This is a genomic window from Streptomyces cyaneofuscatus (assembly GCF_033109485.1).
GTDB lineage: Bacteria > Actinomycetota > Actinomycetes > Streptomycetales > Streptomycetaceae > Streptomyces > Streptomyces cyaneofuscatus.
Genome location: NZ_CP137002.1, coordinates 2815662 through 2840692 on the forward strand (window position 1 = coordinate 2815662; position 25031 = coordinate 2840692).

Genomic DNA, 25031 nt, shown 5'->3' on the forward strand with positions numbered 1-25031 from the left:
GGCGGCGCTGCGGCGTTCCGTAAGTCCGCCCCTCACCAGGGCAGTTCACGCACCTGCTGCACACACAGCACGATGAACAGCAGCCCGGCCAGGGCCAGCATCCCGTTGCTGACCCAGCCGTTGCGCCATTCCCTGGGCGTACGGGAGGAGTTGAGCAGCCAGAGCAGGGTCAGGGCAAGGAAGGGCATGAAGAACGCGCCGAGCACCCCGTACGCGATGACCAGGCCGAACGGCTCGTCCAGCCAGAGCAGGGTCATCGGCGGGAAGGTCAGCCAGAGCAGGTAGGCGCGGAAGGGCAGCGACCGCTGCTGCCGGGCGACGACGGCGGGCCCGGCGTGCTCCTTCTCCGGAGCGTCCTCGGCGGCCGGGGCCCGGAACCGCTCCACGAAGTCGGCGAACATCAGGCTCACCCCGTGCCAGACCCCGATCAGCGACGAGAACGACGTGGCGAAGAAACCGACGAGGAAGAGCTTCGCGGTCCCCGCCCCGAACCGGTCCTCCAGCACCTTGCCCAGGTCGATCAGCCCGCGGTCACCGGAGGTGAGGGCGATCTGCGAGGCGTGCAGCAGCTCGGCACCGACGATGAGCATCGCCACGACGAAGATCCCGGTGGTGATGTAGGCGACCCGGTTGTCGAGCCGCATCACCTTCATCCAGGAGGAGTTGCTCCACCCCTTGGCGTTGACCCAGTACCCGTACGCGGCCATCGTGATCGTGCCGCCGACGCCGCCGATCAGCCCGAGCGTGTAGAGCAGCGAACCATCCGGCAGTACGGGGACGAGCCCGGCCAACGAGGCCCCCACATCCGGCACGACCCGGGCGGCCACGTACACGACCACCACGAACATGATGCCGATCAGGACCGTCATGACCTTCTCGAAGACGGCGTACCGGTTGAACCAGACGAAGGCCAGCCCGATCAGCCCGGTCACGATCGCCCAGAACTTCAGCCCCGGCCCGTCCGGGAACAGCGCCACGATGGGCAGGGCGCTGGAGGACATGGCCGTGGCCCCGTAGATGAAGCCCCAGACGACGACGTAGATCGCGAAGTAGACGGTCGTCCACGCCCCGATGCTGCGCCACCCGTCGAAGAGCGTGCGCCCGGTCGCCAGATGCCAGCGGCCGGCCGCCTCGGCGAGCGAGATCTTGACGACGCAGCCGATCACCGCCGCCCACATCAGGGTGTACCCGAACTTGCTGCCCGCGATCAGCGTCGCGACCAGATCCCCGGCCCCGACCCCGGTCGCCGCGACGACGATGCCGGGGCCGATGTACTTCCAGCTGGATTTACGTGGTCGGGAGGCCGGCTCCCCTGTCTCTGTGGTTGCGCTTGTCTCGGACATGCCGATCAAGGAAGCGCAATCGGCGGGGCGGCACAAGGGGGCGTGCGGGGATTGTGCGGTGAGGCCGGCGCCATGGGCAGCCGCAGGTAGCCCTAGGTAGCTTCAGTCAGCCTGAGGTAGCCTTAGTTAGTCCATCCCTTAGTCCACCCCCCTTCTCCTCTGGTGAGGCAGCCGTGGAAGCAGCCCGGCAGTACAACGTGCACGAGGCCAAGACGCACCTCTCCCGGATTCTGGAGCAGGTCGCCACCGGCGAGGAAGTCGTGATCAGCAAGGCGGGCGAGCCGGTCGCCAAGGTGGTACCTCTGCGTCCGAAGGTCAGGAGGACCGGACGCGGGTCGCTGGCGGGCCGTATCCACATCGCGGACGACTTCGACGAGCTGCCGGACGACATCGCCGACGCCTTCGGGATGCGCTGATGCGTCTCCTGCTCGACACCCATGTGATCCTCTGGTGGCTCGAGGACTCCGACGAGCTCTCCGACCAGGTGAAGGATCTCCTCGACACGGAACCTTCCGTCCACCTCAGCGCGGTCTCCGCGTGGGAGATCGCCATCAAGCAGTCCCTGGGGAAGCTGGATGGCCCCGACGACCTGGCGGAGCGCGTACGTGACAGCCAGTTCACCGCGCTGCCGATCACCGCGGGGCACGGGGTGCGGGCGGGCCGGCTGCCTGCAATGCACCGCGATCCCTTCGATCGGATACTGATCGCCCAGGCGCAGATCGAGGGGATGACCATCGTGACCCGCGACCAGCGGATCCCGCAGTACGACGTCCCGGTCATGGCCGTCTGAAAAGGAAGCCCCTGGGGACCCGCCGCTCCCCAGGGGCTGACGGCTCCTAGATCACCAGGCTGAGCAGCGCCGCGACCACGAAGCCCGCCACCGACAGCACCGTCTCCAGCACCGTCCAGGACTTCAGCGTGTCGCGTTCCGAGATGCCGAAGTACTTCGACACCATCCAGAAGCCGCCGTCGTTCACGTGCGAGGCGAAGATCGAGCCCGCCGAGATCGCCATGATGATCAGTGCGAGGTGGGCCTGGGACAGGTCCTGGCCCTCGACCAGCGGGACCACGATCCCGGCCGTGGTGACGATCGCGACGGTCGCCGAGCCCTGGGCGACGCGCAGGACGACCGAGATCAGCCAGGCGAGCAGGATGACCGGCAGGCCCACGTCGTTGAACGTGTCGGCCAGCGCGTCCGCGATCCCGCTGCCCTTGAGTACGGCACCGAAGATGCCGCCCGCGCCGACCACCAGCAGGATGTTGCCGACGGGCTTGAGCGACGACGTGGAGACGGACTCCAGCGACTTGCGGGACCACCCGCGGCGGATGCCCAGCAGGTAGTACGCGAGGAAGAGGGCGATCGTCAGGGCGACGAACGGGTTGCCGAAGAACTCGATCACCGAGCGGAGGGTGGACGGGTCCAGCGCGATGGAGGAGAACGTCGCCGCGAGGATCAGGATCAGCGGGGTCCCGATGATCGCGAGGACCGTGGCGAGCGGGACCGGCTTCTCGTGCGGGGTGACCCCGGCGGCGCGCTGTTCGGCGGCTACGGCGGCCTTGGCCTCCTCGGCGGCCTCCACCATGTCCTGCGGTACGTCGACGAAGATCCGCTTGCCGATCCAGGCGGCGTACGCCCAGGCGGCGATGACGGACGGGACGCCGACCACGACGCCCATCAGGATGACCCAGCCCAGCGACACGTTGAAGAGTCCGGCGGCGGCCACCGGCCCCGGGTGCGGGGGCAGGAACGCATGGGTCATCGACAGCCCCGCCAGCAGCGGCATGGCATAGAGCAGAATCGATTTTCCGGAGCGCTTGGCGGCCGCGTACACGATCGGCGCGAGGACGAAGATGCCGACGTCGAAGAAGACCGGGATACCGAAGACGAGGCCCGTCATCCCCATGGCGAGCGGGGCGCGCTTCTCGCCGAAGGCGTTCAGCAGGCGGGCGCTCAACACCTCGGCGCCGCCAGACACTTCGAGGATCGCGCCGAGCATCGTACCGAGCCCGATGATGATCGCGACATGGCCGAGGATGCCGCCCATGCCGGACTCGATGACCGAGACGGCGGCGGATTTCTGCACGGTGCCGAAGAGTTCGGTGACCGAGAGCCCGGCGCCGAGGCCGACGGCTATGGAGACCGCGAGCAGGGCGACGAACGGCTGGAGCCTGACCTTGATGATCAGGAAGAGGAGGAGCGCGATACCGAGGGCGGCGACGGTCAGCAGACCGGCGGTGCCGTCGATCAGGAGGAGCAGGCCACCGGTGTGCGGTGGCGTCTCGACCGGCGGTGGGGTGGCGGCGAGAAACAAGGGGACTCCGGTGGTGCTGGAGGAGGGCAGGGGGGAGCGCGGCACGGCGCCCCCGGGGGACGGGGCGCCGCGCCGTACGGCGAGGTGGAGAGTTGCTGCGGGTGGGGCACGGAGATCAGTGCGACCGGACCTTCGGTGAAGCAGGAACCGTCAGCTGAGCACCGCGAGCGCGTCGATCTCGATCAGCAGCCCCTTGGGCAGGCCGACGTAGACCGTCGTACGGGCCGAGGGGGCCTCCTTGAGGTTCTGCTCGGCGAAGTACGCGTTGTAGATCTCGTTCATCTCCGCGAAGTGGTCGACGTCCGTGAGGTAGACGCGCATCATCATCACGTCGTCCCAGCTCGCGCCGCCCTCCTCCAGGATCGCCTTGACGTTGGCGAAGGTCTGGAGGGTCTGCTCGCGCAGGGTGGGGCCGGCGGGGGTGGGGGCCTGGCCCTCGACGGCGGGGAGGAAGCCGACCTGGCCGGCGACCTGGAGGATGTTCCCCTTCCGCACGCCGTGCGAGAACTTCGCCGGCGGCGCGGTGTGGGTGGAGGGGGTGAGGGCGGTCTTCTCGGTCATGGCTGATCAGACTTTCTTGGGTCGGTTGGTGCCGGAGTACTCCCGGCTGATGGTCTCGGCGGTGCGCCGGACCAGCGGGAGCAGGGTGAGGAGTTCCTCGGCCGTGACGACCACGTTCGGTGCGGACACCGACATGGCCGCGACGACCCGCCCGTCCGCGCCGCGGATGGGGGCGCCGATGCAGTTGATGGACTCCTCGTGGCCACCGAGGTCGGTGGCCCAGCCCTGTTCGCGCACGACGGCCAGCTCCTTGAGGAAGGCGGCCGCGTTGGGCGTCGAACGGGACGTGTACATGGGGTAGTCGAGCTTCTCGGCGATCGCGCGCCGCTCGGGCTCGGTGAGGTCGGCGAGCAGCAGCTTGGCCACGGCCGCGACGGTGATCGCGACGGGCTTGCCGATCCGCGAGTACATCCGGACCGGGTAGCGGCTCTCGACCTTGTCGATGTAGAGGACTTCCTGCTCCTCGTAGACGGCGAGGTGCACGGTGTGCCCGCACCGGTCGTTCAGCTCGACCAGATGCGGATGGGCGATCTCGCGTACGTCGAGGTTCTCGACGGCCTCCTGCGCGAGCGCGAAGAGGCGGGCGCCGAGGCGGTAGCGCTGGTCCTGCTGGCGGTAGACGAGCCCGTGCTCGTGGAGCGTACGCAGCAGGCGCAGCGCCGTGGACTTGTGGACGCCGAGCCGCTCGGCGACCTGGCCGAGGTCGGCGGGTCCCTGGGCGAGCAGCGGCAGGATGCTGAGTGCCCGGTCGACGGTCTGGCTCATGGCGTACGTACCTCCTCGGGGGCCCGGTCGGCTGCGGTCCAGCCGGGGCCGAGACGAAGTCTCCCCCAGGCCTCGTCGTCGAGGGCGACGAGGCGGTCGGCGTGGTCGCGGGCGGGCGGCTCGGTGAGGTCACCGGGGACGGTGAGGACGGCGGCGGCCATGAGGTGCCCGTGCCGGACCCGGTCCCGTACGGGGAGGTCGCGCAGGGTGGCGGAGAGGAACCCGGCGGCGAAGGCATCCCCGGCCCCGACTGCGGCGACGACGTCGACATGGAGGGCGGGGACGGGGGTGACGGCGTCGGGCGCGAACTCAGCCCCGTCGTTTTCAGCCCCTCCGGCGTTTGAGGAGCGGGGTCCGGGGCGGAGCCCCGAGGCGAACACCGTCGCGCCCGCGCTCCCCCGCTTCACGACCACCACCGCCGGCTCCGGCAGCGCCGCCCGGATCGCCTCCGCGCCCACGATCCCCCACGCCTCTTCCGCCTCGTCCTCCCCCACGAACACCAGGTCACAGCGACGAGCCAACTCCAGCAGCACGGAGGCATCGGCCGGACCGCCCCGCCACAGATGCGGCCGGTGGTTCACATCGAACGACACCAGCGGACGCCCCGGCCGCGGAGCCGTCAGCTCCCGCACCAGCTCCAGGCAGTCGGCGGACAGCGCAGCCGTGATCCCGGACAGGTGCAGCACACGGCCCGCGAAGACCTCCTCGTACGGCACATTCGCCGGCGACATCGCAGAAGCCGCCGACCCGGCCCGGTAGTAGGCCACCTCGTGCGCCCCCGCCCCGCGATCCGTCGCCGTACGGAAGTAGATCCCCGTCGGACGCTCCGGATCCCGCCGCACGGCCGACGTGTCGACCCCGTACCCCCCGATCGTCTCGACCAGGTGGTCGCCGAAGCCGTCCGCGCCGACCCGCCCGACCCAGGCCGCCCGGTGCCCGGCGGCGGCGAGCGCGCAGGCCACGTTGGACTCGGCGCCCCCGATCCCCCGCCCGAAGGACGGTACGTCGGCGAGGCGGCCGGGCTGCGAGGGCAGGAACGTCACCATGGACTCACCGAGACAGACGACATCGGTGGTCGTGGCGGCGCGGGCCGTCCCTCCTGCGGGTCCGGACACTGAAGGCTCCTCGCTGATCGGCGTGCGGGCCGGTGGTCACCATTGACCGGGCATCGGCTCGGATGTTAGACAGCGTTGAGCGATATACGCAATGGGTGTTGCATATGTTGCAACAGACTTCGAGGAGCTCCCCTTGGCAGCCGAACGCCCCACCGCCCCCACCACCTCACCCGCCTCACCCGTCTCCCTCGCGGCCGGCCTCGCCGAAGAACGCGTCGACCACCGCTTCAAGGCGCTCCCGCCCGACGCCGAGGGCCTGACCGTCGCCACCCTCGCCGCCGAGCGCCGCAACCTCTTCACCGGCGGGTTCACCACCCCGGTCCTCGCGCTCTCCGCCGAGTCGGTCGAGCACAACCTCGCCCTGCTGGAGACGTACGCGGAGCGCCACGGTCTCGCCTTCGCCCCGCACGGCAAGACCTCCATGGCCCCGCAGCTCTTCGCGGACCAGCTGAAGCGCGGCGCCTGGGGCATCACGGCCGCCGTGCCGCACCAGGCCCGGGTCTACCGCGCGTACGGGATCGGGCGGATCTTCCTCGCCAACGAGCTGGTCGACCCGGTCGCGCTGCGCTGGCTGGCCGGCGAGATGAGCGCCGACCCGGAGTTCCGCTTCATCTGTTACGTCGACTCCGTGCGCGGGGTCGAGCTGATGGAGGAGGCCCTGAGCGCGGCGGGCGCCACCCGCCCCGTCGACGTGGTCGTGGAGCTCGGCGCGGGCGAGGGCGCGCGCACCGGGGCCCGGACCGAGGCCGACTGCGCGGCGGTGGCCGACGCGGTGGCGGCGGCCGGGTCGCTGCGGCTGGTGGGGGTCGCCGGGTACGAGGGCGAGGTGCCGGACGCCGACCCCGAGCGCGTACGGGCGTGGCTGCGGCGCCTCGTAGCGCTCGCGGCCACCTTCGACGCCGAGAAGCGGTTCACCGGCGCCGAGGAGATCGTCATCAGCGCGGGCGGCAGCGCCTGGTTCGACGCGGTGGCGGACGTCTTCGCGGAGATCCCCGAACTCACCCTCCCCGTCCTCAAGTTGCTCCGCTCCGGCGCGTACGTCTCCCACGACGACGGCCACTACAAGCACCTCACCCCCTTCAACCGGGTCCCCGAGGAGGGCGCCCTGGAGCCCGCCTTCCGCCTCTGGGCCCAGGTCGTCTCCCGCCCGACCGCCGAGCAGGCGTTCCTGAACGCGGGCAAGCGGGACGCGGCGTACGACCTCGACCTCCCCGAGGCACAGGTGGTCCGCTCCGCCCGGGACGGCTCGGTGCGCCCCGCCACCGGGATCACGGTCACCGGCCTCTCCGACCAGCACACCTGGGTGCGTACGGACGAAGGAGCCGAGCTGGAGGTCGGCGACTGGGTCGGCATGGGCCTCTCGCACCCGTGCACCAGCTTCGACAAGTGGCAGCTCATCCCGCTGGTGGAGGCGGACGGCACGGTCAGCGACTACATCCGCACGTTCTTCTGAGCCGCCCACCCCCCTGCTCCGACCCCTGCTCCGAAAGGCCACCCATGGACCTGGTCCTGCGCGACGCGCTCGTCGTCGACGGCACCGGCGAGCCGTCCTACCGCGCCGATGTGGCGGTCGACGGCGGCCGGATCGCCGAGATCCACCGCGAGGGCTCCCCCGGCCCCCGCCCCACCGCCACCCGCACGGTCGACGCCGAAGGCCTCGCGCTGGCCCCCGGCTTCATCGACATGCACGCCCACAGCGATCTGGCGCTGCTGCGCGACCCGGACCACAGCGCAAAGGCGGCGCAGGGCGTCACCCTCGAAGTCCTCGGCCAGGACGGCCTGTCGTACGCCCCGGTCGACGACCGTACGCTCGCCGAGGTCCGCCGCTCCATCACCGGCTGGAACGGCGACGGCTCCGACATCGACTTCGACTGGCGCACGGTCGGCGGCTATCTGGACCGGCTGGACCGCAACTTCGGCGGCGAGGGCATCGCCGTCAACGCGGCCTACCTGATCCCGCAGGGCACGGTACGGATGTACGCCGTCGGCTGGGACGACCGCCCCGCCACCGACGCCGAACTGGCCCGGATGAAGGAGCTGGTGGACCAGGGCATGCGCGAGGGCGCGGTCGGCATGTCGTCCGGCCTGACCTACACCCCCGGCATGTACGCGGGCGACGCCGAACTCACCGAACTCTGCCGGGTGGTGGCCCGCCACGGCGGCTACTACTGCCCGCACCACCGTAGTTACGGGGCCGGAGCTCTCGAAGCCTACGAGGAGATGGTGCGGCTGACCCAACACGCCGGCTGCGCCCTCCATCTCGCCCACGCCACCATGAACTTCGGCGTGAACAAGGGCAAGGCGCCCGATCTCCTCGCCCTGCTGGACGGCGCACTGGCCGCCGGGGCCGACATCTCCCTCGACACCTACCCGTACACCCCGGGCTGCACAACGCTCGTGGCCATGCTGCCCAGTTGGGCGGGCGAGGGCGGCCCGGAGTCGGTCCTCACCCGGCTCGCGGACCCGGCGAGCGCGGAGAAGATACGGCACCACCTGGAGGTGCTCGGCTCGGACGGCTGCCACGGGGTGCCGATCGAGTGGGACACCATCGAGATCTCCGGCGTCAGCGCCCCGCACCTGGCCGTGTACGTGGGCCGTACGGTGGCGGAGTCGGCGGCACTGCGGGGCGAGGAGCCGTGGGTGACGGCGCGGCGGCTGCTCACCGAGGACCGGCTCGGGACGACGATCCTCCAGCACGTGGGCCACGAGGAGAACGTCCAGCAGATCATGCGCCACCCGGTGCACACCGGCGGCAGCGACGGCATCCTCCAGGGCGACAAGCCGCACCCGAGGGCGTACGGGACCTTCCCCCAGTATCTGGGGCGGTACGCAAGGGAGTTGGGCATCCTCTCGCTGGAGGAGTGCGTGGCCCATCTGACCTCGCGCCCGGCGGCCCGGCTGCGGCTGGCGGACCGGGGCCTGGTGCGCGAGGGCTACCGCGCGGACCTGGTGCTCTTCGACCCGGAGACGGTGGCGGCGGGCTCCACGTTCGAGGAGCCGCGCACGCTGCCGGTGGGCATCCCGCACGTCCTGATCGACGGCCGGTTCGTCATCAAGGACGGCCGGCGCACGTCGGTACTGGCGGGCCGGGCGGTGCGGGGCGCGGGAGCCGCCTGAGCACCTCTAGGCGCCCTGAGCACCGTCACGAGGCGGCGGCGCTCACGAGGCATCGCCCTTCACGAGGCGTCGGCGGCGCGCTCCGCCGCCCAGGCGATGTCCTCCTCGGTCGGGGCGTCGTCCTGGGTGAGCGCGCGCCGCCAGTAGCCGCTGAACTCGACGGCCCCCTTGGGCAGCCCCCGCTCCCCCACCAGATGGCGGCGGAGCGCCCGGACCGCCGACGCCTCGCCCGCCACCCAGGCCCCGTCCACCCCGTCGAGGCCCGCCCCGGCACCCCGTACCGCCGCCACGAGCGAGCCGCCCCGGTCCCGGTGCACCCAGCGCACCTCCGCCCCTCCGGCGGCGGCCGGCAGCTCCAGCTCCTCCCCCGCGTCCGCGATCTCGGCGTACACGAGGGCCCTGGTCGTGCCCGGCAGCGCCTCCAGCACCGTGGCGATGGCCGGGAGCGCCGTCTCGTCCCCGGCCAGCAGCATCCGCTCCGCCTCCGGCAGCGGACGGGCGTAGAGGGAGGACGGGCCGACCATGCCGAGGACGTCACCGGGGCGGGCGGCGGCGCCCCAGCGCGAGGCGGGCCCGCCGTCGCCGTGGAGCACGAAGTCCACGGCCATCGCGTTGCGTTCGCGGTCGTAGGCGCGGACGGTGAAGCCGCGCATCCAGGGCCGTCGCGCCTCCGGGATCGCGAGGAACGCCTCGTACCAGCGCATGCCGTACGTGTCCTCGGCGTCCTGCTCCGGCAGCGCCCCCTCCGCCACGCTCCGCCTCTCGCGCGGCAGGCACAGCTTCATCTGCTGGTCGGGACGGTCCTCCATGAGGCGGGGCAGCGCGTCCCCGGTGAAGGTGATCCGCGCGGTGCGCGGGGTGATCCGCTCGACCCCGGTGACCCGTACATAGCTGACCGGCATGGCCTGACCCATGATTCGGCACCCCTCTCCCTGATACCTTTACGACGTAAAGAATCCCCGGATTGCCCGGCCGAAGTTACTTTATGGCGTAAGGAGTCGCAAGTGGTGGTCTTTGCCGGGCAGGGTGACGCCCGCCGCTCCCTCTCCCTGCTCTGGCGCGCGGAGGTCGCCGCCCCGCCGCGCACCGGCCCCGGGCCCAAGCCCCGGCTCAGCGTGGACGCCATCGTGGCGGCGGCGGTCGCGGTCGCGGACGGGGAGGGCATGGCGGCCCTGTCGATGCGGGCGGTCGGGGACCGGCTCGGGCGGACCGCGATGGCGCTCTACACCCACGTACCCGGCAAGAGCGAGCTGCTGGACCTGATGTACGACGCGGTCCACGCCGAACTCCCCACTTCCTACCCGGAGTCGGACGACTGGCGGGCACCGCTCACCGCCTGGTCCTGCGAGGTCCTGGAGCTCTACGTCCGCCACCCCTGGGTGCTCCAGGTGTCCCAGGCCCGGCCGGTGCTGGGGCCGCACGAGTACGCGAACCTGGACACGCTCGTCCGGCTGCTCGGGGCGACGGGGCTGGAGGCGGGGACGGTGCGGCGGCTGGTGGGGACGCTGTTCCCGCTGGTGCAGGGCTCGGCGCGGACGGTGGCGGACGCGCGCAGGGCCGCGACGGCGACCGGGAGCTCCGACGAGGAGTGGTGGGCGGCCCGCTCGGCGGCCCTGACCGAGCTGGTCCCGGACTTCGCGGAGCGCTTCCCGGCGGTGATCCGGCTGGAGCGGGAGGCGGCGCCGGAGTCGTATCGCACACATGACGACCAGGAGGATGCGATGCCGTATCCGGAGCGGGAGGCCCGGGAGACGTTCCGGGTGGGGCTCGAGGTGCTGCTGGACGGGATCGAGGCGGCACGCGCCGGGCGATCCTGACCTTCAAGGCCTGGAGGCCAGGACCACCCGGCGCGCCTACACAGCAGCGACGACTACGGCTTGGGCAGCCCGCAGCCCTCCCGGTCCAGGTCGATCTTGTTGCCGATGCCGATGCACGGGACCATGTTGTACGTCTGCTGGGCGTAGTTGATGCCCTCGCGGACGGTCACCTCGCCGTTCTCGTCGACCTCGCACGGGTTGTTGTCCGTGCACTCCTGGCCACTCTCGTTACCGGTGTTGTTGACGGCGACCACCTTGCCGGTGGCGTCGTCGATCACCGGCGAACCCGACGTACCGCCGATGGTCTGGCACTCCGGGGTGTAGCGAACGGAGTCCTTCCAGGTCCACCGGCCCTCCTTGAGCTGGTGGACGAAGCCGTCGATGTCGCAGCTGTAGGTGCGCTTCCAGTAGCCGGAGGCCACGGTGATGGCGGTGCCCGCCACCGGGTGCGCGGTCTCCAGCTCCAGCGCCTTGATGCCGTAGCCGGTCTCGATCTGCTCGTAGGTGGAGGTGAGTTCGTAGAGCGAGAGGTCGGTGTCGGTCATGGTGCCGTACGCGATCTTGCTCGCCTTCAGCGTGCCGACGCCGGCACCCGAGGCGTTGAGCAGGGTGAACGTCCGCGTGGACGGCCGGTCGACGAGCACCTCGCCCGGGCCCGGGAAGCCGGTCTCCAGACAGTGCCCGTTGGAGAGCACGAGGGCGGGGTCGGTGGGCTGGGAGTCGGGCGAACGGACCACGGAGCCCGAACAGTTGCTGAGTGCGACGGTCCCGGCGAAGGTCACGGCCTTCGCTGCGGGAGCGGTCTCGGTGGCGGATTCCCGCGCCTGTGCGGACTCGGCCGCGACGGCGGGCGTGATGCCCGCCCCCAGGAGCAGGGCAGCAAAAAACGCACCGATGAGAGGCTTGTTCATGTGGGGGGTCCCCTCCAGTGATGCCAAGGACCGGAGATCTTCCGGCTTTTGACATGCGCATGGTGGCGCAGATGTCAGGCCATCACAAGGGGTCACTTCCGGCCACGGCTGCCTCGGCTGCGTACGGTCGGGGGCATGAAACTCGACCTCGACGCCTATTTCGCCAGGATCGGCTGGACCGGGGAGCCCCGCCCGACGGTGGAGGTGCTGCGGTCCCTGCACCGCGCGCACGCCCTGGGGATCCCGTTCGAGAACCTGGACCCGGTGCTCGGCTCGGTGCCCTCCCTGGACCCGGCCGATCTGGAGGCCAAGCTCGTCCACGGCGGGCGCGGCGGCTACTGCTACGAGCACAACGCCCTCCTCGCCGCCGTCCTGCGGCAGCTGGGCTTCACCGTGACCCTGCTGACCGCCCGGGTGACGCTGGGGGCCGCGCCGGGCGACATCCGGCCGCGCAGCCACATACTGCTGCGGGTGGACGTGCCGGACGTGGCGACCCCGTACCTCGCCGATGTCGGGTTCGGGAGCATCGGCGCGCTGCTGGAACCCATCGAGCTCGTGACGGGGGCGGAGCTGTACGACGCTCCGCGCCATCACCGGCTCGTCACGGTGGCGCACGACGGGCCGCTGGAGATGTGGGAGGTGCAGGCGGAGAAGGGCGGGAGCTGGGAGGCGCAGTACGCCTTCACGGCGGAGCCGTTCGAGGGCGTGGACGTCGAGATGATCAACTGGTACATCGCGACCAGCCCCCACTCACCGTTCCGGCAGGCGGTGTACGCGCAGCGCGCCCTGCCCGACTCCTCCCACCGGTCGCTCGCCGGGCTGGACCTCGTCGAGACGGCCGGGGACGGCACGATCAAGGAGCGGCTGCTGTCCGGCCCCGACGAGCTCCGCGAGGTGCTGAAGGACAGCTTCGGCATCCACGTCCCCGAGGGCGCCGAGCTGCCCGCCTGAACCCGCCGGGTGACAGACCCGTGAACCCGCCGGGTGACAGACCCGTGAACCCGCCGGGTGACAGACCCGTGAGCCCGCCGCGTGGCGGACCCGTGAGCCCGCCGCGTGGCGCATCTCACCCGGCCGGGCGGCTCACGCCCCATTTCCAAGCCTTCCAAGCCGCGACGCCGCCCGGACCGGCCGATCCCACGGTCCGGGGCCGGGGCGGCCTTGCCGATGGAAGCCGGGGCGCGGCGGCGGGCGGGACCGGGATCGCGAGGACGGCGCAATCTCCGCGCACCGCGCGAAACGCCGCCGTAAGCTCGCGGACATGCAGGTCATCCAGTCCACCAAGCTCGCCAATGTCTGTTACGAGATCCGGGGCCCCGTGCTGGAGGAGGCGATGCGGCTCGAAGCGGCCGGTCAGCGCATCCTCAAGCTCAACACGGGCAACCCGGCCGCGTTCGGGTTCGAGTGCCCGCCGGAGATCCTTGAGGACATCCTGCGCAACCTCGCCGGGGCGCACGGCTACGGGGACGCGAAGGGCCTGCTCTCGGCGCGGCGAGCGGTGGTGCAGCACTACCAGACCAAGGGGATCCCCGACCTCGACGTCGAGGACATCTACCTGGGCAACGGGGTCTCCGAGCTGATCCAGATGTCGATGCAGGCGCTGCTCGACGACGGCGACGAGGTGCTCGTACCGGCCCCGGACTACCCCCTGTGGACGGCGTCGGTCTCGCTGGCCGGCGGGACGGCCGTGCACTACCGGTGCGACGAGCAGGCCGACTGGATGCCGGACCTGGCGGACATCGAGCGGAAGATCACCGACCGCACCAAAGCCCTGGTGATCATCAACCCGAACAACCCGACCGGCGCGGTGTACGACGACGAGATGCTGCGCGGTCTCACCGAGATCGCCCGGCGCCACAACCTGATCGTCTGCTCCGACGAGATCTACGACCGGATCCTGTACGACGGCGCCACCCACACCCCCACGGCCGTACTGGCGCCCGATCTGATGGTGCTGACCTTCAACGGCCTCTCGAAGAACTACCGGGTGGCCGGCTTCCGCTCCGGCTGGCTGGCGGTCTGCGGCCCGAAGGCGCACGCCACCTCGTACATCGAGGGGCTCACGATCCTGGCCAACATGCGGCTCTGCGCCAACATGCCCTCCCAGCACGCGGTGGCCACCGCGCTCGGCGGGCGGCAGTCGATCGAGGACCTGGTGCTGCCGGGCGGCCGGATCCTGGAGCAGCGGGACACGGCGTACGACCTGCTGACCTCGATCCCCGGCGTGACCTGCGTGAAGCCGAAGGGGGCGCTGTACCTCTTCCCCCGGCTCGACCCCAAGGTCTACAAGATCAAGGACGACCGGCAGATGGTCCTCGACCTGCTGCGGGCCGAGAAGATCATGGTCGTACAGGGGACGGGGTTCAACTGGCCCGAGCCCGACCACTTCCGCATCGTGACGCTGCCGGCGACGGAGGAGCTGCGGGACGCGGTGACCCGGATCGGCTCGTTCCTGGACGGCTACGGACAGCCGTAGGCCACCGCACCACGCACCGGGTCCCGATCCGGGCCCCGGATCGGGCACAAACTTAGACTCGATCCAATGTAGGATGGATACCCAGCATCACCGGGAGGCCATCCATGTACGAGCCGATCCGCACCCCATCGGTCCACAGCCCGGCCGACGACGCGGACTTTCCGCACCGCAGCCGCGAGGAGGAGCTGGACATCCAGCTGGCGGGGCACCTCGCCGCCCTTCTCGCGGTCACCGACGAGCTCGGCCTCGGCCCGGCGGGCGACCGCATCGCCGAACAGGTGGCACGGCTGCGCGGCGCCCCGCCCGCCCGGCACGCCGCCCTGACCGACGCCGCCCCGGCGTCCCTGCACCGCCGCGCCCACGCTCTCGCGGGCCGCGCGCTCGTGGTGGCCGCGTCCCGCGCCGACACCACCGCCGCCATCCTCTCCGCGCAGCGGATGGACGCCCACACGGAGGCCCTCGCCGCCGCCGCGCCTTCCGGACATCTGGTCGGCGCCCACTGACGGCCCCGGTCCGCGTGCCGCCTCGGCGCGCGGACCGGGTGCCACGACGTCCTCCCCCGGGAACGAGGGCGGCCCCCGGAACCGTGAGGGGTTCCGGGGGCCGGAGGGGCTGTCCTTGGTCGGGGACGGCCCCGGGGCTGTCGGCGACGACAGGCCCCGTACCGCGGCGGATCGTCGATTCCACAGGTCAGGGCGGATCTTCGATGGACCCGGCCGCGGAGTTCAGCAGGCGGAGTTCAGCAGATCGAGCGGGCGATTGAGCGGGCGTACGGCGTACGGCGTACGGGCTCAGCCCAGCCGCTCCACCAGCGCGCGGTACTCGTCCCACAGCTCCTTGGGCGTGTGGTCGCCGAAGGTGTTGAGGTGCTCGGGGACCAGGGCGGCCTCCTCGCGCCAGACCTCCTTGTCGACCGTGAGCAGGAAGTCGAGGTCGGCCTCGGACAGGTCCAGGCCCTCGGTGTCGAGCGCGCCCTTGGCCGGCAGGATGCCGATCGGGGTCTCGACGCCCTCGCCCTTGCCCTCCAGGCGCTCCACGATCCACTTGAGCACGCGGCTGTTCTCGCCGAAGCCGGGCCACACGAACTTGCCCGCGTCGTTCTTGCGGAACCAGTTCACGTAGTAGATCTTCGGGAGCTTGGACTGGTCGGCCTTGTCCGCACCCACCTTGACCCAGTGGTTCATGTAGTCGCCCATGTTGTAGCCGCAGAACGGCAGCATGGCGAACGGGTCGCGGCGCAGCTCGCCGACCTTGCCCTCGGCGGCGGCGGTCTTCTCGGAGGCGACGTTGGCTCCGAGGAAGACACCGTGCTGCCAGTCGAAGGACTCGGTGACCAGCGGTACGGCGGAGGCGCGGCGACCGCCGAAGAGGATCGCCGAGATCGGCACGCCCTTGGGGTCCTCCCACTCGGGCGCGATGATCGGGCACTGCCCGGCCGGGACGGTGAAGCGGGCGTTGGGGTGGGCGGCGGGCGTCTCGGACGCGGGCGTCCAGTCGTTGCCCTTCCAGTCCGTGAGGTGCGCGGGCGCCTCCTCGGTCATGCCCTCCCACCACACATCGCCGTCGTCCGTCAGCGCCACGTTGGTGAAGACGGAGTTGCCCCACATGGTCTTCATGGCGTTGGCGTTGGTGTGCTCGCCGGTGCCGGGCGCGACGCCGAAGAACCCGGCCTCCGGGTTGATGGCGTACAGCCGCCCGTCCTCGCCGAACCGCATCCAGGCGATGTCGTCGCCGATGGTCTCCACGGTCCAGCCGGGGATGGTGGGCTCCAGCATGGCGAGGTTGGTCTTGCCGCAGGCGGACGGGAAGGCGGCGGCCACGTACTTCGACTCACCGCGCGGCGGCGTGAGCTTGAGGATGAGCATGTGCTCGGCGAGCCAGCCCTCGTCGCGGGCCATGACGGAGGCGATGCGGAGCGCGTAACACTTCTTGCCGAGCAGGGCGTTGCCGCCGTAGCCGGAGCCGTACGACCAGATCTCGCGGTCCTCGGGGAAGTGCGAGATGTACTTGGTGGTGTTGCAGGGCCACGGGACGTCTTCCTGTCCTTCGGCCAGCGGGGCGCCCAGGGTGTGGACGGCCTTCACGAAGAAGCCGTCGGTGCTCAGCTCGTCCAGGACCGCCTGGCCCATGCGGGTCATGGTGCGCATGGAGACGGCGACGTACGCCGAGTCGGTGATCTCGACGCCGATGGCGGAGAGGGGCGAGCCGACGGGCCCCATGCAGAAGGGGACGACGTACATGGTGCGCCCGCGCATGGACCCACGGAACACACCATCGGCACCCGTGAAGATCTCCCGCATCTCGGCGGGGTCCTTCCAGTGGTTGGTCGGCCCCGCGTCCTTCTCCTCCTTGGAGCAGATGAACGTACGGTCCTCGACGCGGGCGACATCGCTCGGGTCGGACGCGGCGTAGTACGAGTTCGGCCGCTTGATCTCGTCCAGCTTGGTGAACGTGCCCTTGGCGACGAGCTCCCCGCACAGGCGCTCGTACTCGGCCTCGGAGCCGTCGCACCAGACCACCTGGTCCGGCTGGGTGATGGCTGCGATCTCGTCGACCCAGGAGATCAGCTCCTGGTGGTGGGTGGGGACAGTGAGGGGAGCCGCGATGTCGCGCGCCACGATCGCTCCTTGTTGAGGGTGTGTGTTGTCAGGTGCCCCGTGGGGGCTGCGACCCGGATGCTTCGTACCCTTCGATCCCCTGGCGCTCATCCGGTGCCGACCGCACTCATTTGATCATCCGACCGTTTCGCCCATCTGTCCAGGGGGCCTCACACGTGAGCATTGCCACTCATATTCGTTACCTACGGTTGCGTAGGTAACATGCGGATATGACTGACGCCGCTGCTGCCGCCGCGACCACCAGCCCAAGTGGGGTGACCACAGGCCCTGTCGAACTCGACCCCGTCCCCGTCAAGCCCCGGATGCGCGGCTGGCTGCACGCCGGCATGTTCCCCGCGGTGCTGATCGCCGGGATCACCCTGATCGCGCTGACCGACAGCGTCGAGGGACGGATCGCCTGCGCGATCTATGTGGCGACCGCGTGTCTGCTCTTCGGCGTGAGCGCGGTCTACCACCGCGGCACCTGGGGCCCGCGCGGGGAGGCGGTGCTGCGCCGCCTGGACCACGCCAACATCTTCCTGATCATCGCGGGGACCTATACCCCGCTGACCCTGCTGCTCCTGCCCGAATCCACCGGACGGCCCCTGCTCTGGGCGGTCTGGGCGGCCGCCGCCGCGGGCATCGCGTTCCGGGTCTTCTGGGTCGGCGCCCCGCGCTGGCTCTACACGCCGTGCTACATCGCGATGGGCTGGGCGGCGGTCTTCTTCCTGCCCGACTTCATGCGGACGGGCGGCATCGCGGTCCTGGTGCTGGTCATCGTGGGCGGGCTGCTCTACAGCGCGGGCGGCGTGATCTACGGCATCAAGCGGCCGAACCCGTCGCCGCGCTGGTTCGGCTTCCACGAGGTCTTCCACTCGCTGACGCTGGCGGCGTTCGTCGCGCACTACGTGGGCATCTCGCTGGTGGCGTACCAGCACGGATAAGCCCGTACGGGTTTGGGAAAGGGGGCCGGTCACTTCACGTGACCGGCCCCCTTCTCATCGCCCTCGGGGGTGCTCAGCCGCCCAGCTTCCCCGCCAACTCGCCCGCATCGGTGGTCGGCGCGTCACAGACGAAATGCCGGCAGACGTACGCGGTCGGCTCCCCGCCCACCAGCGGCCGGTCCACCAGCAACGGGAACTCAGCCCCCGCGCCCGGCCCTTCGCCCGCCGCGACGACCGCACCCGGGGCCCGGCCCAGCAACGCCGTACGGTGCAGCTCACCGCCGACCGGCCCGGCGACGGCCACCTCACGCGGCCCGTCCAGCAGCGCCTCGGCGACGGCGAGCCCCCAGCCGATGAACCGGGGCGCACGCGGCGCGAGCGCCTTCACCACACCGAGCGCCCCTTCGGCGGCGGTGCGATGGGCCTCGGACCCGGTATAGGCGGCGTACGAGAGCAGGGCCCCCGCCGCCGCCGTCCACCCGGCCGGAGTGGCACTGTCGGTCGGATCCTGCGGCCGCCGGATCAGCTTCTCCGCCTCATGCGCGGTGTCGTAGAGCTGCCCGCCTTCGCCGGTGAACTGCTCCAGCACGACATCGAGCAGGAACCCGGCGAATTCCAGCCAGGCCCCTTCCCCCGTCACGGCGGCCAGCGCGAGAAACCCTTCGGCGACATCGCCGTAGTCCTCCAGCACGCCCGCGTTGCCCCCCGCGCGCCCGTCTTTGGAGGTCCGGGTCAGCCGGGCGACTTCACCGAGATGCACCCGGACCAGCAGATCGGCAGCCTCGGTGGCCCGCTCGACGAGGTCGGGCCGGTCGAAATAGGCCCCGGTCTCGGCGAGGGCGGCGATGGCGAGCCCGTTCCAGGCGGCGACCACCTTGTCGTCCCGCCCCGGACGCGGCCGCTCCTCACGTGCCGCCAGCAGCCGCGCCCGTACGTCGGCGACGCGCCCGGCGTCCACGGGCCGCGCCTCACCGGAGAGCTGGAGAACGGAGGCACCCTCCTCGAAGGTCCCCTCCTCCGTCACACCGAAGTACGCGGCGGCGAAGGCGCCGTCCTCCTCACCGAGCACCTCACGCAGCTGCGCAGGAGTCCACACGTAGAAAGCACCCTCGAGATGCCTCCCTCGCTGGTCCTCACTGTCGGCGTCGAGCGCGGAGGCGAAGCCGCCCTCGGCGGTCCGGAGCTCCCGCACCATGAAGTCGGCGGTCTCCAGGGCGATGCGGCGGGCCTCGGCGGACCCGGTGGTGCGCCAGAGATGGGCATAGACCCGGCACAACAGCGCGTTGTCGTACAGCATCTTCTCGAAGTGCGGGACGACCCACTCCCGGTCCACGGAGTAGCGGGCGAACCCGCCGCCGAGCTGGTCGTAGATCCCGCCGCGGGCCATGGCCGAGCAGGTGTCGGCGGCCATCTGCAGGGCCCCCTCGGACCCCGTACGGGCGTAATGCCGCAACAGGAACTCCACCACCATGGCCGGCGGGAACTTGGGCGCACCCCCGAACCCGCCGTGCTGCTCGTCGTACTCCCGGGTCAGCCCGAGCAGCGCCTGCGCGACCTCCGCCTCCCCCGGCACCCCGTCGCCCCCGTGGGCCAGCGACCGCCCGGCCAGATCGGCGACGATCCGCCCGGCCACCTCGGCGACCTCCTCACGCCGGTCGGTCCACGCGGCACTCACCCCTTCGAGCACCTGCTGGAAGGAGGGAGACCCGTGCCGGGGCTCGGGCGGGAAGTAGGTCCCGAAGTAGAAGGGTTCGGCGTCCGGCGTGAGAAACACGGTCATCGGCCACCCCCCGTGCCCGGTGGCCGCCTGAACGGCCTCCATGTACACGGCGTCGACATCGGGCCGCTCCTCCCGGTCGACCTTCACGGCGACGAAGCGCTCGTTGAGGTAGGCCGCGACGCTCTCGTCCTCGAACGACTCGTGGGCCATGACGTGGCACCAGTGGCACGCGGAGTAGCCGACCGACAGCAGAACGGGCACATCGCGCCGTTTCGCTTCCTCGAACGCCTCAGGTCCCCACGGCCACCAGTCGACCGGATTGTCAGCGTGCTGAAGCAGATAAGGCGAGGTCACACCAGCTAGCCGGTTCATACGGCCCAGCCTCTCACAGCGTCTGCCGCGACCGATGAAACACTGACGCGCCCGCCTCACTTGGCCGAATTGCACATATGCGCCATGCCGTGGAGGGCGACTCCTTCCCTTCCGAGTCGGGCAGCCCGCCATCCCGGAACAGTAGGCTTGGCGCAGCAGCGCCGGACCTGCCGAGGCCTCTCGAAGGAGGTACGCCATGACCGCCGAGATGGTGGCGCCCGCGTGGATGCACACGCAGATCAGCGCGGAGCAGTACGACTCCTGGTCCGAGGAGCAGTGCGCCGGCATCGAGATCGTGGACGGGATGGTCGTCGTGAGCCCGAGCGCCTCCAAGCGCCACAACCGGCTGGCCCGCATCCTGGCCAACGCCCTGGACGCCGCCGCGGGCCCGGACTGGAACGCGGACACGGACTTCGACGTCCGCCTGCAGGACGTTCCCCTCACCAACCGCCGACCTGACGTGATCGTCTACCGAGCGGAGACCATCGACCTCACGCCGACCCGCCCGGAGCACGTGCTCCTGGTCGTCGAGGTGGTGTCGCCCGGCTCCGAGACCACGGACCGGATCGTTAAGGTGGACCAGTACGCCAAGGCGGGCATCCCCTTCTACTGGCGCATTGAACAGGCCGCCACCGGTGTCCCAATCGTGTACACCTACGTCCTCGACCCCGCCACCAAGGCTTACAGGGACGGCGAGATGTTCACCGGCACCGTGAAGGCCACCGCGCCATTCCCTGTCACGGTCGACCTTGCGGCCCTGTGAGCAACTAGGAATCGCCCGCACCCTCGACGCCTCCGACGCCCCGTGGGTTGAGACATGTCCGCAACCGGGGACCTCTGGGCATCGGCCCCCAGCTCGGCCTGGACCGGTGTTGCTTCGGCATTCCGCGTGTCCCGCACAGGCCATGTCGCTTTGGTGGCATCTCTCTTCAGTTGGCTGAACTCGTTTTCTAAGTCGGTTTGCTGCCTGACCAGCAGCGTCGCCGCATGGGTACATCTGTGCACATTCAGCGGTCTTGACTGATCCGACACGAGTACGCAGAGTTAGCGCACGCATGGGGGGGGTGACAGTGGAGTCGCTGGTGGGGGTGCCGAGTGCGCGGCAGCGCTTGTTCTCCGAGCCTCAGCTCGATGACTCGGGTGCAGACACCCTCGACCGGTACAACTGGCAGGCATCGATGGCAGCAGCCGACGGCCTTCGTCTGTACTTGGACTCGCTCGACGGCGATGGACGCCCGTCCAAGGACATCGACAGTCGCATCGTCTGCGAGTTGCAGGAAGACTGGGCAGCGGTCGACGGTGACGCAGTTGAACTGGTCTCGGCCAAGCACCGAGACGTAACCACGGGTCCTTTCACGACGGTCAACGCCCTTGCCGACGCCGGCGGCGTGGCTCACCTCTTCGGCCGTTGGAATGCACTGCACGAGACCGTCACTTGTCGACTCGTGACGACGTTTGGCTTGTCGTCCGACGCGCAGAAGCTCGAAAAGGCCTGGGTGAAGCTGAGAGAGCTTCGCATGGCACGTCAGCCCTTGGACGTGCCCGATGATCACCGCACATGCGTTGCGGACCTCTGCCAGGCCCTGCGGTCGTACTGCAAGGAACTGCCTTCAAGTTGGGCACCAGCCGCAAAACCTATGCCATCTCCTACCGATGCGGAGATCGCGCAGGTTGTCCGATTTATGACTGTGCTTGATGTCGAGGCCGAGAAGCCTCTCCGCAGCCAGCTCGAGTTCGCCGCCGCAAACATGTACGCACGCCCGATATGTAACCGCTTGGGACTGCCGATCGATCCTGAGTCGATTTGGGCAGCTGTGCATGACATCTTCTACGCACGCATGCGCAAGGCAGGACCCATCCCGACAGGCAAGCTGCCCGCCGTACTCGCCTACCGGGTTGGCGCCACATCACCGAACACGGCCCAGTTGGAGCGCTCCCTCCTAAACCGAATCGTCACACTTGACGACATCGACCTGGCGGTCAGGACTGCCATCTCCCAGCCTCACGGCTATCGGCCACTTCCCCGTCTTCAGCGAACCACCAAGCTCGCTGTGAAGATGCAGGCAGGCCAGTGTCCGGACAACAGCATCGAACGAGCTGAGCACCTAGCTCAGGAGTACAGGGACTTCTGGCGTGATGAGCGCAGCGGCAACCCCACCGCCCGAGTGGCTCAAGCACGCCTCGATCGCTACCTCTTGCGCATCAGCGACGAAGCAACCCAAACCACACTCTCAGAAGTACCTCGAGGGCCAGCGTTCTGGAAGGCCGTACAACACCTTCTCGCGGCCTCACCGCCAGCCGAGCTGCCAAACGAGATAGACAGCGAGCTGCTGCTCGGGGGAATCTGCGATCTGAGCAGCCAGTGCAAGGTGTGGTTCAGTGACCGTTTCGACGTAGACCAAGCCATCGAGGCCATCCAGCGAGGACAGGGGCAGATCTCATGAACGACGCCCTGGACCGCGCCCTGCTGCGCGAGGACCTCGCCTATCACCAAACACGGGTCCTTATCCTCGTGACCTCCGTGGCCGGCACCACTGGCCACAGCGGCAAGCTCGATGGCCTAACAAAACTGGCGAAGCTGGACTTCTTGTTGCGCTACCCCGCCTTGGCCTCCACAGTGCTCGACCTGCTTGATCCGCGAGATCGACGTCTGGCTCTGGCCCCTGAGGAACTAGCGGCACCAACCGAGGTTGAGGCACCGATGACTCGATACAAGTACGGCCCTTGGGATGACCGCTACTACGCAGTCATTGGCGCACTGGTAGGACGCGGCCTTCTTCGCTACGCAAAGGGCCGCAGAGGGAGCGTGGCGTTGGTTCCGACGCCGTCGGGTAAGCGACTTGTGGCAGATTTGGCTGCCACAGAAGCATGGGCGGTTATTAAGGAACGCAGCGACGCCGTCGCGGAAGCCTCTGCGGACATGACCGGAAACACCTTGAAGGACCTCATCTATGAGCGGCTGGCCGATCTAATGAACCGCCCACACAGGGAGGTCATTCAGTGACTACTAAGTTTCGCCTCGAGAAGGTAGAGATCCATTCTACTGAGGGGCCTGTGCAGTATCAGTTCCCGTCAGATCTGACAGTCCTGGCCGGTCCCACGGGTGTTGGCAAGACCACGCTTCTCGAACTGATCAAGTGGGGTCTTGGAGGCGACGGCCAGCTAGCCCCCGTCGTAACGGAAAACGTTCTAGACCTCTCGCTTCAAGTCTCGGTCGGTGAAAACAGGTTCCGCCTCTCTCGAAGTCTTGACCCGCAAAAAAGGACAAACGTTCGCGTCACAGATCTCGTGACCGGCGAGCGACTTCGAGATCATCAGGTTAAGTCGGGCGAGGATGGCAGCCTTAACGCTCTTCTCATGACGAGCCTAGGGCTTCCGACTGACATGCGTGCCGCTGCACAGACTGGCCGCAGCACGAAGGCTGGGTCGCGGATTACATTCGCAGACATCTTCACGTACATGTACGTCCCCCAATCAGAAATAAACCGAGACATCGCGAGAAGCCAAGACTCGTATCTCGAGCCGAAACGCAAGGCAGTATTTGAGATCATTTTTGCGCTCGCCGATCCGGAGCTCTTCGACAAGCGTTCGGAGGCGAACACCCTCAAGGGGATGGTCGAAGAAGCCTCAGATCACCACAAGAAGATTCTCCAATTCTTGCGGGACAGCAACACGCAAAGCAAGGAAGAGGCGGAACAGGAACGCGAGAAAGCCCTCGATTCTCAGCGAGAGGCAGAGGAGCAGAGGACACAGCTCAGGGACGATATCGATCCCGTCACCGATCGCGAAACGCAGGCGCTCCGAGACCTGCTCAGCGAGGCCGAGCGAAGTCTCGCTGATGCACGTAGCACGGCGGTTTTTTTCGGCCGGCAAGCAGAGGAGCTCTCCGGCGAACGCCGTCGGGTAAATGCTGACCTGGCTCGCCTGAACCGAATGCGCGACGCGGGCGAGAGGTTGGCACAGATCGAGTTCACCACCTGTCCCCGCTGTATGCAGGCACTGAAAAGCCGCGAGGTGCCCCATGGGCACTGTCGACTGTGCTTGCTTCCGGATGAAGCAGCATCGACGGATGAGCTCGATCAGTACGAAACCGTGCAACTCATGGATCAGATGGAAGAAATGGAAAAGCAGCTGGCCTTCGTTGACCAGCAGACACAGAATGCGCGGCAGTTGATCCTGGATCGCCAAAAGCTTGTTCGACACCTTGAGGCCGCGATCGACACACGAACAGCCAACCGCGTAAGCCCGCGGCTTCAAGCGTACAGCGACATCTCCGAGAAAATCGCAGCCTCGCGGGTCGCGCAGAAGCACTTTGAGAATGTCCTACAGCAATGGGACCGGGTTGCAGATCTGGCAAACGTGCAAGACGTACTCCGGAAAAAGTACGAGCGAACCGTCCGGGAAATCGAGCAGAAAGATTCGCAACTCCAGGAGCGGCGAAGGTACATCGTTGGCGAGATCTCCAAGGAGTTCAATCGCGTTGTATCAGACCTGCAAATTCCTGGAGTTAAGGAAGCCAGCATTCACGAAACCAACTACCTGCCACTGCTTAACGGGAAACCCTTTAAGCAGTTCTCCCGGGGTGGCGGCATCGTAACTGCCACACAGGTTGCCTATTGGACTGCTCTGCTCGCGGTCGCTCTTCGGGAGAGGGACGTCCCCTACCCGACTTTCCTGCTTCTCGACAGCCCTCGCCTTGCCCTGAACGAGGAACAGGATCTCACTTCCGGTCTCTATCGGAGGTTGGTGACCCTGGCCGAGGCAAACTCCGGACGAGTTCAGATAATCGTTGCCGACCACGCTCTGCCAACGGCATACCGAAAGGAGTATGCCGAGATCGCCTTCAGCTACGCGAAGCCAACAATTAGTTCAGTAAAGCACCCTGGAAAGGGAGGCGTTAAGCCGTTGGGCGCTACGACTGATTAAGGGAATCCCCACCGTCTCCGACAGGCAAGTTCATTTCGGGTGAACGAAAATCAAG

Annotated in this window: 22 protein-coding genes; 13 read left to right on the top strand and 9 right to left on the bottom strand. The window is 68.9% G+C overall.

Annotated elements, in window-relative coordinates:
- Nucleotides 1-32: 32 nt before the first annotated feature.
- The gene (locus R2B67_RS11840; protein WP_237327667.1) at nt 33-1343 is read right to left on the bottom strand and encodes an Nramp family divalent metal transporter; all 1311 of its coding nucleotides are present in this window, start codon (nt 1341-1343) and stop codon (nt 33-35) included.
- A 173-nt stretch (nt 1344-1516) separates the two neighbouring features.
- On the opposite strand from R2B67_RS11840, the gene R2B67_RS11845 reads away from it, so the two are divergent.
- Together R2B67_RS11845 and R2B67_RS11850 are read left to right on the top strand one after the other, a co-directional pair.
- On the top strand, nt 1517-1759 hold the full coding sequence (locus R2B67_RS11845; RefSeq protein WP_109979339.1) for a type II toxin-antitoxin system Phd/YefM family antitoxin: 243 nt from the start codon (nt 1517-1519) through the stop codon (nt 1757-1759).
- Nucleotides 1759-2133, top strand: coding sequence for a type II toxin-antitoxin system VapC family toxin (locus tag R2B67_RS11850; RefSeq protein WP_317817740.1), 375 nt, complete (start codon nt 1759-1761; stop codon nt 2131-2133). The genes R2B67_RS11845 and R2B67_RS11850 overlap by 1 nt, the downstream gene beginning before the upstream one ends.
- Before the next feature lie 46 nt (nt 2134-2179).
- On the opposite strand, the gene R2B67_RS11855 is transcribed toward R2B67_RS11850, so the two are convergent.
- From R2B67_RS11855 to R2B67_RS11870, 4 genes are all read right to left on the bottom strand, one after another.
- Nucleotides 2180-3655 carry a GntP family permease gene (locus tag R2B67_RS11855; protein WP_018510318.1) on the bottom strand — a complete coding sequence of 492 codons (1476 nt, stop codon included), beginning with the start codon at nt 3653-3655 and terminating at the stop codon, nt 2180-2182.
- A gap of 150 nt (nt 3656-3805) precedes the next feature.
- A complete protein-coding gene (locus tag R2B67_RS11860; protein ID WP_018510319.1) occupies nt 3806-4216 on the bottom strand; it encodes a RidA family protein in 411 nt (136 codons plus the stop codon).
- Between the two features lie 6 nt (nt 4217-4222).
- On the bottom strand, nt 4223-4981 hold the full coding sequence (locus R2B67_RS11865; protein WP_018510320.1) for an IclR family transcriptional regulator: 759 nt from the start codon (nt 4979-4981) through the stop codon (nt 4223-4225).
- Nucleotides 4978-6096, bottom strand: a complete 1119-nt coding sequence (locus R2B67_RS11870) for a sugar kinase (protein ID WP_317817746.1) — start codon at nt 6094-6096, stop codon at nt 4978-4980. Before R2B67_RS11870 ends, R2B67_RS11865 begins: the two co-directional genes overlap by 4 nt.
- A gap of 133 nt (nt 6097-6229) precedes the next feature.
- Here R2B67_RS11870 and R2B67_RS11875 point away from each other — a divergent pair, with 133 nt between their 5' ends.
- Nucleotides 6230-7549, top strand: coding sequence for an alanine racemase (locus R2B67_RS11875; RefSeq protein ID WP_317817748.1), 1320 nt, complete (start codon nt 6230-6232; stop codon nt 7547-7549).
- A gap of 44 nt (nt 7550-7593) precedes the next feature.
- Nucleotides 7594-9213, top strand: a complete 1620-nt coding sequence (locus R2B67_RS11880) for an N-acyl-D-amino-acid deacylase family protein (RefSeq protein WP_317817750.1) — start codon at nt 7594-7596, stop codon at nt 9211-9213.
- Between the two features lie 59 nt (nt 9214-9272).
- Here R2B67_RS11880 and R2B67_RS11885 read toward each other — a convergent pair whose 3' ends face one another.
- Complete coding sequence (locus R2B67_RS11885; protein WP_317817752.1) at nt 9273-10127, bottom strand: siderophore-interacting protein; 855 nt, start codon at nt 10125-10127, stop codon at nt 9273-9275.
- Between the two features lie 90 nt (nt 10128-10217).
- On the opposite strand from R2B67_RS11885, the gene R2B67_RS11890 reads away from it, so the two are divergent.
- Entirely contained in the window at nt 10218-11030 is an 813-nt protein-coding gene (locus R2B67_RS11890; RefSeq protein WP_317817754.1) for a TetR/AcrR family transcriptional regulator C-terminal domain-containing protein, read from the top strand.
- A 53-nt stretch (nt 11031-11083) separates the two neighbouring features.
- Here R2B67_RS11890 and R2B67_RS11895 read toward each other — a convergent pair whose 3' ends face one another.
- Complete coding sequence (locus R2B67_RS11895; RefSeq protein WP_317817756.1) at nt 11084-11941, bottom strand: S1 family peptidase; 858 nt, start codon at nt 11939-11941, stop codon at nt 11084-11086.
- 135 nt (nt 11942-12076) lie between these two features.
- Here R2B67_RS11895 and R2B67_RS11900 point away from each other — a divergent pair, with 135 nt between their 5' ends.
- The 3 genes from R2B67_RS11900 to R2B67_RS11910 all read left to right on the top strand — a co-directional run bounded on the left by R2B67_RS11900 (nt 12077) and on the right by R2B67_RS11910 (nt 14920).
- Nucleotides 12077-12892, top strand: coding sequence for an arylamine N-acetyltransferase family protein (locus R2B67_RS11900; protein ID WP_317817761.1), 816 nt, complete (start codon nt 12077-12079; stop codon nt 12890-12892).
- Between the two features lie 310 nt (nt 12893-13202).
- Nucleotides 13203-14417 (top strand): pyridoxal phosphate-dependent aminotransferase, encoded by a 1215-nt coding sequence (locus R2B67_RS11905; protein ID WP_317817763.1) that lies wholly within the window; start codon nt 13203-13205, stop codon nt 14415-14417.
- A 104-nt stretch (nt 14418-14521) separates the two neighbouring features.
- Complete coding sequence (locus tag R2B67_RS11910; RefSeq protein ID WP_018510331.1) at nt 14522-14920, top strand: SCO4983 family protein; 399 nt, start codon at nt 14522-14524, stop codon at nt 14918-14920.
- 288 nt (nt 14921-15208) lie between these two features.
- Here R2B67_RS11910 and R2B67_RS11915 read toward each other — a convergent pair whose 3' ends face one another.
- Entirely contained in the window at nt 15209-17035 is a 1827-nt protein-coding gene (locus R2B67_RS11915; protein WP_317817766.1) for a phosphoenolpyruvate carboxykinase (GTP), read from the bottom strand.
- Nucleotides 17036-17244: 209 nt separating this feature from the next.
- On the opposite strand from R2B67_RS11915, the gene trhA reads away from it, so the two are divergent.
- Nucleotides 17245-17958: a PAQR family membrane homeostasis protein TrhA gene (gene trhA, locus R2B67_RS11920; RefSeq protein ID WP_026241162.1), complete on the top strand. Its 714-nt coding sequence runs from the start codon at nt 17245-17247 to the stop codon at nt 17956-17958.
- A 73-nt stretch (nt 17959-18031) separates the two neighbouring features.
- On the opposite strand, the gene R2B67_RS11925 is transcribed toward trhA, so the two are convergent.
- Nucleotides 18032-20050 carry a thioredoxin domain-containing protein gene (locus R2B67_RS11925; protein WP_317817769.1) on the bottom strand — a complete coding sequence of 673 codons (2019 nt, stop codon included), beginning with the start codon at nt 20048-20050 and terminating at the stop codon, nt 18032-18034.
- Nucleotides 20051-20246: 196 nt separating this feature from the next.
- Here R2B67_RS11925 and R2B67_RS11930 point away from each other — a divergent pair, with 196 nt between their 5' ends.
- The 4 genes from R2B67_RS11930 (at nt 20247) to R2B67_RS11945 (ending at nt 24976) form a co-directional block, all read left to right on the top strand.
- Nucleotides 20247-20813 carry a Uma2 family endonuclease gene (locus tag R2B67_RS11930; protein ID WP_086779401.1) on the top strand — a complete coding sequence of 189 codons (567 nt, stop codon included), beginning with the start codon at nt 20247-20249 and terminating at the stop codon, nt 20811-20813.
- 307 nt (nt 20814-21120) lie between these two features.
- Complete coding sequence (locus R2B67_RS11935; RefSeq protein ID WP_317817771.1) at nt 21121-22494, top strand: hypothetical protein; 1374 nt, start codon at nt 21121-21123, stop codon at nt 22492-22494.
- Entirely contained in the window at nt 22491-23054 is a 564-nt protein-coding gene (locus R2B67_RS11940; RefSeq protein WP_164199085.1) for a hypothetical protein, read from the top strand. Before R2B67_RS11935 ends, R2B67_RS11940 begins: the two co-directional genes overlap by 4 nt.
- The gene (locus R2B67_RS11945) at nt 23051-24976 is read left to right on the top strand and encodes an AAA family ATPase (RefSeq protein WP_317817776.1); all 1926 of its coding nucleotides are present in this window, start codon (nt 23051-23053) and stop codon (nt 24974-24976) included. Before R2B67_RS11940 ends, R2B67_RS11945 begins: the two co-directional genes overlap by 4 nt.
- The last annotated feature ends 55 nt before the right edge of the window (nt 24977-25031 follow it).